We start from the raw sequence: 13,480 nt of genomic DNA, 5'->3' as shown, positions 1-13,480 counted from the left end.
CATCTTTGCCGAGACCCAGGGTAACGGGCAAACCACCGCCATACCCAATACTCAGTTTGCGACCCGAAGGGTAGGTCATGCCGATCACGTTGCCCGCCGCGTCGTATTCGTAAAGCGTGGATAAGACAACGGCCTTCTGGTTGGCAGTCGAGTTCGGATGGAGCGTTTGCTGGGCCTTGGTCACACGCCCTTGGGCGTTGTAGGCATAGGTGGTCGTCCCTTCAGGGAAACTGATCGTGGTCAACCGACCGATACCGTTGGCGAAATCGCCACCCGTCTGGTCATAAATCCATGTGTAGCTTTGGCTTTGCTGCCCAGCCTGGCTGAAAGTGCTGCCGGTCAGGCGGTTGATGGCATCGTAGGTATGGGTGGCAAGCACGCCACGGCTGTCTTTGCTGGTCAGCAGGTTGCCCGCAGGGTCGTAACTCAGTTCGGTGCTACCGGTATCTGGGCTGCGCTGCTGTTTGACCTGCCCCAATCCGTCGCGGTCATACTGTGTCGTCAGGCCTATCGGGTCGAATACAGCGCTGACCTGGTTGCTGCTGTCGTAGCTGATGACGGTGCTGTTGCCGGATGGATCGAGAACTTTCTTGGTCCGCCCCAATGCATCGTATTCATTACTGGTTGCCAAAGCCAAGTCTGGGCTATCGGGTGCCTGAGTCACCACCGTCGGATGACCTTGAGCGTCATAAGCCAAGCTCACCACGGGTGTGGGCGAAACAGGCGGGCTGGGCAATGCCATCGGTGCACCCGCCACGGTGAAAGACAACGCATTGGAGTTGCTGGCAGAGACCGCTGCACTACCAGCATAGCTGGCGCTCAGGTGATGGGCGCCGGCCACGGCAAAGCTGGTTTTCAGCGTCGCAACACCGGCATTCAAGTTGGCCGTACCCAAGGAGGCAGAGCCGTCCTTGAATGTGACGGTCCCTGTGGCCGTGGATGGGCTGATGGTGGCCCGCAGGGTGACGGCCTCGTTGGCGACGCTGCTCGAAGGGGCGGCGCCCAATGCCAGCGTGCTGGCAGTGACGGTTGCCTTGACCGTCAGTTGCTTTGCCGAAGAGGTGCTGGCAGCGTAGGTGCTATTGCCTGAATATACGGCTGTGAGACTCTGCGTGCCCACCGTAGCGAACGTTGTAGCCAGGCTGGCCACGCCTGTGCTGTTCAGGGTGGCATTACCCAAGTTCGTGGTTCCCGCCATGAAACGAACCGTGCCCTTTGCGGCACTCGGTTTGATGGTTGCCGTGAGTGTGGTGGATTGCCCCACAGAGACGGTGGACGACGCGAGCGTTAAATCGCTCGTGGTTTTGGTCAAGGCCTGAGCCTGGGTAAACCATGGAACAAGGCACCAGCACAGGATGAAAAAAAAGACGGCGCAGGAATGACCGCACAGGGGCTTTAAAAAGAGCGGCTGTATCCATCGAGGCCGGCTGAATCAATGCAAACATGTTGGGCGTCTCTTATTCCAAGCCGGTGGTCTTTTGCAAGCGGCCCACAGCGTCGTACATACGGGTGATTTGGCGGCTGAGAACGCCGGCAGGATCTTTGGTTTGCTGAGCGACACGGTTACCTGCGTTGTCCAGCGTGTAATCGATTCGGTTGCCCAGGTTGTCAGTAACGGCGGTCAAACGGTGGGCAGCGTCGTACTCAAAGCCAATCCAATTAGCATCGGGACGCGTGGCCCGCGTCAACTGACCTACGGCATCGTATGCATAAGTGGTTGTCTGACCCGCAACCGAAGTGCTCAACAGGCGCTGGCGCGCATCGTAGGTATTGGCAGTGACAACACCATTCGGATCGGTAATCTGGGTGATCTGGCCTGCGCCGCTGTAGCTGTACAGGGTGACATGGCCCAATGGGTTGGTGACCTTGGTGGTGTTCCCCGCAATGTCGTAGCCGTAGGTCCATACTTTGCCGCGCGTGTCGGTCATGCTTGCCACCAAGCCTTGATCGTTGTATGTCCAACGAACGGTCCGGCTCTCGTTGCTCGCAGCGTCGGTGATGGTTTCGCTGAGCTTGTTGCCCAACGGGTCGTAGGTGTATGCGGTGGTGCGGCCCGCCTCCGTGATCATGACCGGCAGATGCAGCGCTGGGTGCCACTGAGTTTGCGTGGTTTGTGCCAAAGGGGTGCTGGCTGCGCGGGTGCTTTTAAGCAGCAAACGGCGTGAAACATCCCATTCAAAGGTGGTTTTGTTACCAAGGAAGTCCGTTTCCAGAATGGGCAGATTCAAACCATCGGCAAAACTGCGGCTGGCGACGGTAGCGCCTTCAAAGGGACCGCTCGCGCCTAGGGTGCGCACCGTGCCGTCGCCACCTTGGTAGTTCCAGGTTTGCACATTGCCACGCGGATCGGTGGTTTGAACGCTGCTTTGGTACAGGGCCCCATCGACACTGCCAGTGGTCAGGCTGCCCTTATCCGCACTATTACCTTCGGGGTATGTGACGCTATAGCTGAGTACACCCCCTGCGTGGCTGGTGGATGTGGCACGGCCGTCAGCGTCATAACTGAAGGTCGCATAGCGCCGTCCGCTCTCATCGTTGATGCCGGTCAGTAAATCAGGATATTGAGCATTCTCATATAGATAGGATTTGCTTCGGCTGTCTGGATAAAGCACGCCAAGGGGACGACCCGTGCCATGCAAGGTATATGCGATGGTCTGGCCATTAGGGGCGGTAACGCTTGCAAGATGGCCTTGAGTGTCATAGAAGAATTGCAGCTTGCGACCAAAGGCATTGGTCACCTGGGTCAACGCACCGCCTGCATAACTGAGTGTCATGACCCACCCGTTGCGCTGCCCTATTTTGACGAGTACGTTATTACCATCGAATTGCCAATATGCATCGTCCTCCAGGCGAGTGATCCGCCATCCATCCGTATTTTGCTCCAAGCGGTATTCCCCGCTGTCGTTGACCCAGGGATCCGTTTTGGTATTTCGTGTGAACAGGGCCAATGTCCCGTTGCCGAATTGCGCATTGCGTTGGAAATCGCCGCCTACCAGCTGAGCAGAATAATTGTGTGACCAATAGCCTCCCCAACCTACGGGGACCTGGCTACCGCTGCTGCGATAAGTGCGGACAAGGCTTAAAGGGTGAGCGCTCTGGTCCTGCCAATCAGTTTCAACTTGAATTTTGGCGCCAGACACAGGGGCAACAGGATTGCCAAGCAACATCCCTAGATCCGCTCTGCAGATGGGAACATCTGTGACATTGATATCCATTTCTGTACTAACGTTATTGCAATCTCTGCAGATTGCTGTCAGGCGGGCAACCATCGGGCGGCGCGGGGGAATATAAGTAAATTTAAACCTCCCATTAATATCAGTTTTTCCACTGATCGATAAACCTCCAGGAACAGAAACTGTAACAAGCCAATTCTTGCCCGGCTTACCATTGGCTTTTACTGTTGCAGCCATTGATAATGATGGCCCCGCAGGCAAGACTTTTGTGGCCGCCGGACCATCAATACTGATGCTGAAGCTGCTTATACAAACTTGATATTCAGGAGAATAAACTGGGCTTCCTGGAGGGCAAACGCATGAGGCGTTATCTTCGCTGGGCATAAGGTGTGCAAAAGGCCCGTTGGGATACCACCCATAAGGACAAGATGCGGCGATCTCTTGTTCGCTTGCATATAGGTGCCCAGTACCATAAAACATGCATACCTTTTGATATGAAAAGCTACCGGGCAATAATTCATACGATTCATACCACCCTGGCCTCCACGCATTGGCATCAATGATCGACTGCTCACAAGCTTCGCCTGGCGTTGCGTGGAAGCCGGGAGGCCCCCAAAGAGGAGCCGGGGGAGCAGCTGCAACACACAGTGGCGAGAACAAGAAAAGAGCCGTCAGGAGCAGGTACCGCCGGACATTTTTCAATCGCAAATTAAAAATCAGGACCAGCTTTTCAAGAAATCTCATTATTTTTCCAGCGAATTTCAAAAAATCTTTTTCAGATCGATAGCGCAGTCACGGCAAGCGCTTCAATGTCAGAGGTAAAGGCAAAAATGGGGAGCCCCTCAATGCCCCCACTTGCTTTCATCAGAGCGTGTTCCTGGCGCAACTCCACTAGGGAACCGCAGGGTTGATCAAATTCACGGAGTGGGTGCTGTCGGCAATTTTTATTGATGGGCCAGAGACCCTCAAGATCAAAAATTTGCACCAACACGCGTTGTCGCAATTTTAACTACAAAACAATAATTTTATTGCTTCAAAGTCAAGTCAACCACGAAGTGGCCGGCAGACGCTGGACGAGCGCGTGCTGATCTCGGTCGCCGCAGGTATCGGCAGCGCCTACTGGATCGTCCAGCATGCGCCCGAAGCGAGCGTGCAGCTTGCCGAAGGCGGGAAACGCCGCATGGGTTCTGCCTGCAACCCAGCGGTGTTTTGGCTTTCGGCTGTGGTGTGATTCCCTTTATTGCCCGTTCACCAGCAGGCGCGTCGCCTCCGACGTCTTGACGCCGTTGGCATTGGCCGTGCGCACGACCAGACCCTTGTACCGGCCCGAGGCGACCAGCCAGGTGTAGCTGACGTTGGCCATCGTCGCGCCGCCGGTCACCTCGATCTTGACCTTGCAGGCGGGAAACGTCCCGGCCAGCACGCTGACCGACTCTGTGGAATAGGTGGTGATGCTGGTCTGCGCCAGCGCGGGCTGCGTGGTCCCGCCGCTTTCCGTAGTGGTGGAATAACTGGCCGCATAGGCCGTGTCCAAAGCAGGGTTCAGCGGTGCACCCGTATAGGCGTAGGGCGTGAAATAGCTGCTGGCCGTGGTGGTCGTGCCCTGAAAGAGATTGGAGACGGTCAAACCGTAGGTCTGCCGCACGTCACCGACAACGCTCGAATAATTGTTTTCGGTCGTGGTCATGACGCTGCCGCCGAAGGATCCATTAACGGCGGCGTTGCTGTAAGTGGTGGTATTGACCTGGTTCACCAGGAACAGCCCGGTCCTGCCGCGAAAGCTCGCGCCATTCGACGTGGCGAATCTGCGTTGCTGGGTGGAAATGACCGTGGTGCCGTCGGTGTAATACACGTTGGCGTCGATCTGGGCGTTATTGCCGGCCACCGTGAGGACATGGCCGTCCTCGCCGCAATCGCTGGCGACGGTCGAAGGGGCGGTGGGCGTTGCGGGTGCCGTATCGCCTGGGGTAGGCGTCACGGGGGTGGTACCACCCGTGGTGCCGGTGCTGCTGTCGCCACCCCCTCCGCCTCCGCATGCCGATAAAACGCACAGGGCGATGGCGCCGAGTACCGAGGTGGTGGTTTTGGAAATTCCGAAAGAGCCAGAGATGTTGGAAAGATTTTTGGTTTCTGGACGATTCATGGTTACGCGCAGGTTTTGGAAAGGCCCGTAGCCTATGCGAGGCGCAACCAATGACTGAAGCAATTTCACTCAGTTACATCTGCATGCCATTCAGCGCAACAAAACCCACACGCCATTGAAATCAATTGGCAATTTCTCTAAAAATGCATTAGTGCTTCTATTTTTTACTTGGCATGGCGTATGCCCACCAAATAGAAAATCGCAACTTTTTATAAAAAGAAACCAAACGGCGCGTCAGGCAGCCGTGCCTTGCCCGTGCGGGCGCAGGCGCACCGGGCCCGAGCGCGCCTCGATGGCCGCCTGCACCTCGCGCCGCAAGCCCATCGCAAAGCCCAGCTCGGCCGCCACGAACAGCGGGCCGACGAGCAGGCCCACCAGGTCGTCCACGAATGCCGGCTTGCGGCCTTCGTAGTAGTGGCCCACGAACTGGATGACCCAGCCCACCACGAACAGACCCAGCCCCGCTCCCAGCCACAGCGCCGTGGATTGCGCGGCCAGCCATTGGCCCACGGCCAGCATGGCGGCAAGCGCCAGCGCCATGGTCACGCCGTAGCGCGCATCGAGCCAAAAAATAGAAGACGCACGCGGCCAGCGCTGCCAGCAGCGCGAGCGACACGGGCAGGCCGCCCAGCATCGCTGCGGGGCGCGACAGCAGCACCGTCACGGCCAGCATGATCATGGGCACGCCGACAAAATGGGTGTGGATGTTGCGCGGGTCGCGGTGGTAGTCGGCATAGCCCGACAGGTGGTCGATCAGGGTTTTCATAGGGTGTCTCCGGGGTCTGTGCGTCGCCGCTGCGCGGAATAATCGCGCCAGTGCGGCCAGGGCGTCTGTCGGCCAGCCGACACAACGGGCCACGGCTGGGGGCCGCGAACACGCTCCGGGCACCGCCCTCCTTCTCTTTCATGACCTCCCCCGCCGACCACCTGCCCACCCTGCGCTCCGGCCGCTGGTTTGCCGCGCTGCCCGCCGATCTGGCGCAGGCCCTGATGGCGCGGGCCGAGCTGCGGTCGCTGGCCCCGGCGCAGGCCCTGTTTCTGCGCGGCGACGCGCCCTGCGGGCTCTATGCCGTGGTGCGCGGCGCCATCGACATCTCGGGCGTGGGTGGCCAGAGCGACAAGGCGCGCGCCTCGCTGCTCACGCGGCTGGAGGCGCCGGCCTGGTTCGGCGAGATCGCGCTGTTCGACGGCTCGGTGCGCACGCACGATGCGCACGCCGCCACCCAGGCCACGCTGCTGCACGTGCCCCAAGAGCCGCTGCTGGCCCACCTGGCGCGGCACCCGCAGCACTGGCATGCGCTGGCCCTGCTGTTGACCGACAAGCTGCGCACCGCGCTGGTCGCCATGGAAGAGATGGCTCTGCTGCCCGCACCGCAGCGGGTGGCGCGGCGGCTGGCGCTGATGGCCGAAGGCTACGGCCAATGGACGGACGCGGGCCGGTCGCGGCGCGTGATCGCCCTGTCGCAGGAAGAGCTGTCGCTGATGCTGGCGTTGTCGCGCCAGACCATCAACCAGATCCTGAAAGATCTGCAGGCGCGCGGCCTGCTGCAGGTGCACCGCGGGGAGATCGAGGTGTGCAACCTGCCGGCGCTGCGCGCGGCGGGCGGCTGAGCGCAGGCCCCTCGACCGCTGCCAGCGTGCGGGCTTCGCGGGCGCCGCCCGGGCCCTGCTGGCGCACAATCAGCCCATGCAGCTCCACTACATCGCCAACGCGCCCGTGGCCTCGTCCTCCGGCCGCACCATCGCCGTGATCGACCCCTCCGACGGCCAGCCCTTCGACGAGATCCAGCGCGGCACCGAGGAGGACATCGACGCGGCGGTCCACGCGGCGCGACAGTGCCACGAGGCCGTGTGGCGCAAGCTGGCGCCGGCCGAGCGGGGCCGCCTGCTGATGCGGCTGTCGGTGCTGGTGTCCGAGCATGCCGAGGAACTGGCCGCCATCGAGCAGCGCGACTGCGGCAAGCCCACCAGGCAGGCCCGGGCCGATGCGCAGGCGCTGGCGCGCTACTTCGAGTTCTATGCCGGCGCCTGCGACAAGCTGCACGGCGAGACCCTCCCCTACCTGGACGGCTACAGCGTGCTCACCTGGCGCGAGCCGCACGGCGTGACCGGGCACATCGTGCCGTGGAACTACCCGATGCAGATCTTCGGGCGCTGCGTGGGCGGCGCGCTGGCGGCGGGCAACGTGTGCGTGGTCAAGCCGGCCGAGGACGCCTGCCTTTCCCTGCTGCGCGTGGCACAGCTGGCCACGCAGGCGGGCTTTCCGGCGGGGGCCATCAACATCGTCACCGGGTACGGCCATGAGGCGGGCGATGCGCTGGCCCGCCACCCGGGCATCGACCACATCAGCTTCACCGGCAGCCCGCGCATCGGCACGCTGATCCAGCAGGCGGCGGCGGAGCGGCACTGCCCCGTCACGCTGGAGCTGGGCGGCAAGAGCCCGCAGGTGATCTTCGCCGACGCCGACCTGGATGCGGCGGTGCCGGTGGTCATCAACGCCATCGTGCAGAACGCCGGGCAGACCTGCTCGGCCGGCTCGCGCGTGCTGATCGACTCGCTCATCTACGAGCCGCTGCTGGAGCGCCTGGGCCGTGCCTTCGAGGCCCTGCGCGTGGGCCCCGCGGCGATGGACCTGGACGTGGGCCCGCTCATCCGCCAGAGCCAGCAGCAGCGCGTGTGGGACTTCCTCTCCGATGCCCAGGTGGCCGGCATCCCGTTGGTGGCGCAGGGCACGGTGGTGGACGAGGCGCCCGAGACCGGCTTCTACCAGGCCCCCACGCTGCTGCGCGACGTGCCGGTGGACCACCGCCTGGCGCAGGAAGAGGTGTTCGGCCCGGTGCTCTCGGCCATGGCCTTCGAGGACGAGGACCACGCGGTGGAGCTGGCCAACGCCACGCGCTTCGGCCTGGTGGCGGGTGTGTGGACGCGCGACGGCGCGCGCCAGTTCCGCATGGCGCGGCGCATCGCCAGCGGCCAGGTCTTCATCAACAACTATGGCGCGGGCGGCGGGGTGGAACTGCCCTTTGGCGGCGTGAAATCGAGCGGCCATGGGCGCGAAAAGGGCTTCGAGGCGCTGTACGGCTTCACCACCCTCAAGACGGTGGCGATCCGCCACGGGTAGCGATTGCTATTAAATATATAGCATCATGCCCTAGTGGATATTGTGCTGGAGGCCTTTTTGGCCTCAAGCCCCCTGGATCAGCCCAGCGCGGTGTCCAGGATCATCATGATCACGAAGCCGATCATCAGCCCGCCCGTGGCCCAGGCTTCGTGTCCCTTGCGGTGCGACTCGGGAATGATCTCGTGGCTGATGACGAACAGCATCGCCCCGGCCGCAAAGCCCAGGCCCCACGGCAGCAGGTGAGAGGAAAAGCCGATGACCGTGGCGCCCAGCACCGCGCCCAGCGGCTCCACCAGGCCTGACGCCATGCCCAGCGCCACGGCCAGCCAGCGCTTGTAGCCGGCGGCCAGGAGGGCCACGGCCACCACCAGGCCCTCGGGCACGTCCTGGATGGCGATGCCAGCCGTGAGCGTGCCGGCGCGCAGCGCGTCGGCCCCGCCGTAGGCCACGCCGATGGCCAGGCCCTCGGGCAGGTTGTGCAGCGCGATCGCGAAGACGAACAGCCAGGTGCGCCGCAGCGTGCGCGGCGACGGGCCGCCCTCCACGCCCTTGATGAAATGCTCGTGCGGCAGCAGCCGCTCCATGACCAGCAGCGCGAGTCCGCCCAGCAGGATGGAGGTGCCGATGATGCCGCCCGCGCCCCAGGCCCCCGCGCCCGCCGACTGGGCCGCGGCAATGCCGGGAATGATGAGCGAGAACGAGCAGGCGGCCAGCATCACCCCGGCGCCGAAGCCGAACAGCGTGTCCTGCACCCGCTCGGACAGCCGCTGCGAGAACACCACCGGCAGCGTGCCCAGCGCGGTCGCCAGGGCCGCCACCAGCCCCCCGTGCCAAGCCTGCTCCACGCGCGGGTTGTCGGCCAGGAATTGGAAGAACTGCCGGCCCAGCACCAGGACGCCGGCCAGCACGATGGCCACCCCCATCCATCTGCGCATGCGCCAGCCGGTGCGTCCGGTGAGTGTGTCGTCAGCGTTCATGTGCAAGGCCCTGGTCGGAGGGTGGATCGATGGATCGAAAACGGGGAGCGCCGTCAGAACGAAGAATCGCTGCGGCCCTCGCCTGGCGTCAACCGCGGGCCTTCGCGTAGCGGCGGGCCACTTCGGCCCAGTCCACGACGTTATAGAACGCGGCGATGTATTCCGGGCGGCGGTTTTGGTACTTCAGGTAGTAGGCGTGCTCCCACACGTCCAGGCCCAGGATGGGCGTGTTGCCCGACAGCAGGCCCGCCATGAGCGGGCTGTCCTGGTTGCCGCTGCTCTCCACCGCGAGCTGGCCGCCGGGCGTGACGGACAGCCAGGCCCAGCCGCTGCCGAAGCGCGTGAGCGCGGCCTTGGTGAAGGCCTCCTTGAAGGCGTCGAACCCGCCCAGCTCCGCATCGATGGCCTGCGCCAGCGCGCCGGAGGGCTGCCCGCCGCCGCCCTGGCCCGCTGGCGCCATCACGGTCCAGAACAGGCTGTGGTTGGCATGCCCGCCACCGTTGTTGCGCACGGGCGCCTGGAGCTTCTCGGGCAGCGTCTGCACCTGGGCCACCAGCGCCTCGATGGACAGGTCGGCCTGCGGCGTGCCTTCCAGCGCGGCATTCAGGTTGTTGACGTAGGTCTGGTGGTGCTTGGTGTGGTGGATTTCCATGGTCTGCGCATCGATGTGGGGTTCGAGCGCGTCGTAGGCATAGGGCAGAGCGGGAAGCGTATGGGGCATGGTTTTCACTTTCTAAAAAGGGAGCGGAAACGGGTGACCGGGCGACCGGGGAACGGTCTTTGGACGGTGGTCTTCACAGAAAACCCTGTCTCTGGAAATGATAATTATTTTCATTCACCACGATGATGGCACGGTTTTGCGCAGGGTTTTGTGGGATTTGCGCCTGCATGTACGCACCACGCAGTGGTGTCGCTCTTTTTCCACCGGGTGGAAACCCTGAATATTCCCCCTGCCGTTCCCCCGCAGAATGTTCGGGTCCCAAAGCGCACGGCGTTCGCGCTGGCCTTTTCGGGAGGGAGCGTTACATCGTCCAGGACGATCCATAAAACAAAGGAGGGTTGCGATGAAAAGCACGTCAGTTCCATCCGCGCCGTCGGCCGCCACCAGCACCTGCGCCGGCACACCCATCACCTTGCCCCCGACCTTGCCGCCCAGTCCCTGCTGCTGCGACAGCGATCCGGTGGCCGGACTCCAACAGCTGTTCGTGGACTATTTCCAGGGCAAGGGCATGGCGGCGGGCCGCGACCCGGCCACGCGGCCGGTGTTCCTGCGCCTGCACGGCGTGGCGCATGGCCAGTTCACCATCGATCCGAATCTGCCGCCCGAGCTGCGGGTCGGCGTGTTCGGACAGGCGCCGCAGTACCCGGTGTGGGTGCGCTTCTCGGCCGACGTGCAGCCCGGCAACCCCGACCTCAAGGGCACCACGGGCATCGCGATCAAGCTGTTCGGGGTGCAGGGCCGCAAGCTGCTGGAGCCCGATCAGGACGCCACCACGCACGACTTCATCCTGCAGAACCACGATGTGTTCTTCACCGACACCGCGCGGGACATGTGCGAGTTCACCTGCGAATCGCTGCACGGCCGGGGCGATGCCTACCTGAAGGCGCACCCCGTCACCGCGCAGATCCTGAACGACATGGAAAAGACGGTGGACTCCGTGCTGGCCACCGACTACTGGAGCGTGCTGCCCTCCTGCTTCGGCCAGGGCCGCTTCGTCAAATACAAGATCGAGCCGGTGCAGGCGCCGCCGGCAGACGCGCCGCCGGACTTCGACGACCCGTTCTACCTGCGGGCCGACCTGCACGCCCGCCTGCGCAAGGGCCCGGCGCGTTTTCGCTTCCTGGTGCAGTTCCAGACCAACGACCATGACATGCCGCTCGACGCCGCCACGGTGCGCTGGAGCGAGCAGGCCAGCGTGCCGATCGAGGTCGGCATCCTGGAGCTGCCCCAGCAGGACCTGGACGCCCGGGGCCAGTCGGGCTACGGCGAAAACCTGGCCTACAACCCCTGGCATGCCCTGCCCGAGCACATGCCCATGGGCAGCATCGCCGAGGCGCGCAAGGCCGTGTACCGGGCCTCGTCCGAAAACCGCCGCAACGTGAACGGCGTGCCGCTGGGCGAGCCCGTGGTGCCCCGTCCGGCGCAGTACGCGCCCGGCGTGGACTATCCCGCCGCGAAGGACACGCGCATCTTGCGCGCCGCCGTCCACCCGGCAATCGGCATCGCCCGGGTGGGCAACAGCGAGACAGCGTTCTATCTGGGCCCTCAGGTGGTGAACCCGCCGCCGCAGCCCCAGGGCTTTTACCGCGATGCCACCGGCGCGCTCAAGCGCGAGGCCGCGCAGTTCCGCATCTACGGCTACAACGCCGCGGGCGACGTGGTGCGCGAGCTGACCGCCGACTGGGCCGACATCGAATGGTCCGTGCACGTCGCCAACAGCAAGGCGGCCTGGTACCAGTGGCAGATCGCGCTCGACATTCCGGAGGCGGCCAAAACCCAGCTGCCGCTGCGCAATGCCAAGAACGCCGCGCGCGACACGCTGGTCATCGACGCGGGCGTGCAGCGCATCGCGGGCCGCAACGCGGCGCCGGTGCCCTGCACCGGGCAGTTCACCGGCGTGCCGGTCAAGATCGGCGAGCTGCAGACCGACGCCAGCGGCCGGCTGGTGTTCCTGCCCGGCCACGGCGTCTCGGCCTCGCCCACGGGCAGCCCGATCTTCAACCCGGCCGACGGCGACTCGTTCATCAACGCCGACGGCTGGTACGACGACACCTGCGACGGCCCGGTCTCGGCCACGGTGCGCATCGAGGGCCAGGAGATTCCTGTGGAATCCGCCTGGGTGGTGACCGCCCCGCCCAACTACGCACCGCAGGTCAAGACCCAGCGCACGCTGTACGACCTGCTGCAGGACCTGTACGTCCAGGCCGGCTGGCTGCCCGCGCCGGCCACGATCTCGTTCGCCGACGACGTGTACCCCATCCTGCAGCGCCTGTCGGGCCTGCAATGGGTGAACCAGGGCTTCGCCACCCTGTTCGGCCACCAGGGGCAGTACGACTTCGAGAACCCCGCGCTGATCGAGCGGCTCTCCGCCCTGCCCCCTGCAGGCGGCTACGACCCCAACGCCGAACTGCGCCGGCAGGTGTTCAACAGCTTCCGCCCCCCCAGCCCACCGGACGGCAACCAGATGCCCTGGCCCTGGCTGTACGGCGATGCGATGACGGTGCCCGCAGGCCAGAGCCCGCGCCAGAACGCCAGCATCAGCCAGACGCAGAGCAATGTGCTGGCGCGCTGGGTGCAAGGCGACTTCGTCTCCGACTGGGATGCCGGCCGCCAGCTGCCGGCCAGCATCGACGCGGTGCCGCTCGCGCAGCAGCCCGCCACGCTGGACCGGGCGGCGCTGGAGTTCTGCCTGGCCGACGCCTTCCACCCCGGCTGCGAAATGACCTGGCCCATGCGCCATCTGACGCTGTACAGCCGCCCGTTCCGCATCCGCCAGCGTCCGGCGGGCACGGCCGAGCCCAGCTATGGGCCCACGCTCGACCAAGCCACCGCGCTGTCGGCCCAGGGGCCGCTGTATGCCCAGGGGCCCGGCGACATCAACCGCTGGATGGGCCTGCCCTGGCAGGCCGACACGGCCTACTGCCGGGCGGGGTACGACACCGCCTACGACCCGTTCGCGCCCACCTTCTGGCCGGCCCGCGTGCCCAACCACGTGCTGACGGCCGAGGACTACGCCATCGTCGTGGACCGGCAGCAGCCCATGGCCCGGCGCATCGAGGCGTTCTCCAACCGCACCAGCTGGAACAAGCCGCTGCACGGCACCACGGCCGGGCAGATGGAAGAAATGGTGCGCATCTTCGGATCGATGGGGCTCGTGGAAGTGCGCCCGGGCGTGCCGGACGATCCGGCCTTCCCGGCGCAGATGATGGTGGCGTCGTACGGCCCCGATGTCTCGGCCGGCGACGCCGCCAGCCTCAGCGACGCCGCGCTGGCCGCGCAGACCCGCCTGCTGGGCGCCGCCGCCGTCGAAAGCGACGCGGCCGATGCCACCGCCCCCATCCACCC

9 protein-coding genes and 1 pseudogene are annotated in these 13,480 nt (G+C 64.3%); 4 read left to right on the top strand and 6 right to left on the bottom strand.

All coding sequences use genetic code 11. From position 1 onward, the window contains the following. Together AC27IO_RS13570 and AC27IO_RS13565 are read right to left on the bottom strand one after the other, a co-directional pair. Positions 1-1,312: Ig-like domain-containing protein (locus tag AC27IO_RS13570; protein WP_498739216.1), on the bottom strand; the 1,312-nt coding region annotated here is incomplete at its 3' end. A 145-nt stretch (positions 1,313-1,457) separates the two neighbouring features. Continuing rightward, positions 1,458-3,917: a DUF6531 domain-containing protein gene (locus AC27IO_RS13565; protein WP_498739215.1), complete on the bottom strand. Its 2,460-nt coding sequence runs from the start codon at positions 3,915-3,917 to the stop codon at positions 1,458-1,460. 337 nt (positions 3,918-4,254) lie between these two features. On the opposite strand from AC27IO_RS13565, the gene AC27IO_RS13560 reads away from it, so the two are divergent. Continuing rightward, on the top strand, positions 4,255-4,404 hold the full coding sequence (locus tag AC27IO_RS13560; RefSeq protein ID WP_284428516.1) for a hypothetical protein: 150 nt from the start codon (positions 4,255-4,257) through the stop codon (positions 4,402-4,404). Positions 4,405-4,410: 6 nt separating this feature from the next. On the opposite strand, the gene AC27IO_RS13555 is transcribed toward AC27IO_RS13560, so the two are convergent. After that, positions 4,411-5,316 (bottom strand): hypothetical protein, encoded by a 906-nt coding sequence (locus tag AC27IO_RS13555; protein WP_498739214.1) that lies wholly within the window; start codon positions 5,314-5,316, stop codon positions 4,411-4,413. 234 nt (positions 5,317-5,550) lie between these two features. Beyond that, positions 5,551-6,082, bottom strand: a pseudogene (locus tag AC27IO_RS13550) (Mpo1 family 2-hydroxy fatty acid dioxygenase). A 140-nt stretch (positions 6,083-6,222) separates the two neighbouring features. Here AC27IO_RS13550 and AC27IO_RS13545 point away from each other — a divergent pair. Then, complete coding sequence (locus tag AC27IO_RS13545; protein WP_498739213.1) at positions 6,223-6,927, top strand: Crp/Fnr family transcriptional regulator; 705 nt, start codon at positions 6,223-6,225, stop codon at positions 6,925-6,927. A 76-nt stretch (positions 6,928-7,003) separates the two neighbouring features. After that, complete coding sequence (locus AC27IO_RS13540; RefSeq protein ID WP_498739212.1) at positions 7,004-8,437, top strand: aldehyde dehydrogenase family protein; 1,434 nt, start codon at positions 7,004-7,006, stop codon at positions 8,435-8,437. A 77-nt stretch (positions 8,438-8,514) separates the two neighbouring features. Here AC27IO_RS13540 and AC27IO_RS13535 read toward each other — a convergent pair whose 3' ends face one another. Next, a complete protein-coding gene (locus AC27IO_RS13535; protein ID WP_284412771.1) occupies positions 8,515-9,414 on the bottom strand; it encodes a ZIP family metal transporter in 900 nt (299 codons plus the stop codon). A gap of 88 nt (positions 9,415-9,502) precedes the next feature. Continuing rightward, positions 9,503-10,135, bottom strand: coding sequence for a superoxide dismutase (locus AC27IO_RS13530; RefSeq protein ID WP_284400868.1), 633 nt, complete (start codon positions 10,133-10,135; stop codon positions 9,503-9,505). Between the two features lie 343 nt (positions 10,136-10,478). On the opposite strand from AC27IO_RS13530, the gene AC27IO_RS13525 reads away from it, so the two are divergent. Next, on the top strand, positions 10,479-13,480 hold a 3,002-nt coding region (locus AC27IO_RS13525), incomplete at its 3' end, for a LodA/GoxA family CTQ-dependent oxidase (RefSeq protein WP_498739211.1).

It is taken from the genome of Acidovorax sp. KNOB132 (assembly GCF_057541515.1).
This window is presented reverse-complemented; position numbering and strand designations above follow the sequence as displayed.

Coding starts and splice junctions, on each gene's coding strand:
- AC27IO_RS13540 (WP_498739212.1), top strand. CDS start 7,004: ATGCAGCTCCACTACATCGCCAACGCGCCCGTGGCCTCGTCCTCCGGC.
- AC27IO_RS13535 (WP_284412771.1), bottom strand. CDS start 9,414: ATGAACGCTGACGACACACTCACCGGACGCACCGGCTGGCGCATGCGC.
- AC27IO_RS13530 (WP_284400868.1), bottom strand. CDS start 10,135: ATGCCCCATACGCTTCCCGCTCTGCCCTATGCCTACGACGCGCTCGAA.
- AC27IO_RS13555 (WP_498739214.1), bottom strand. CDS start 5,316: ATGAATCGTCCAGAAACCAAAAATCTTTCCAACATCTCTGGCTCTTTC.
- AC27IO_RS13565 (WP_498739215.1), bottom strand. CDS start 3,917: ATGAGATTTCTTGAAAAGCTGGTCCTGATTTTTAATTTGCGATTGAAA.
- AC27IO_RS13545 (WP_498739213.1), top strand. CDS start 6,223: ATGACCTCCCCCGCCGACCACCTGCCCACCCTGCGCTCCGGCCGCTGG.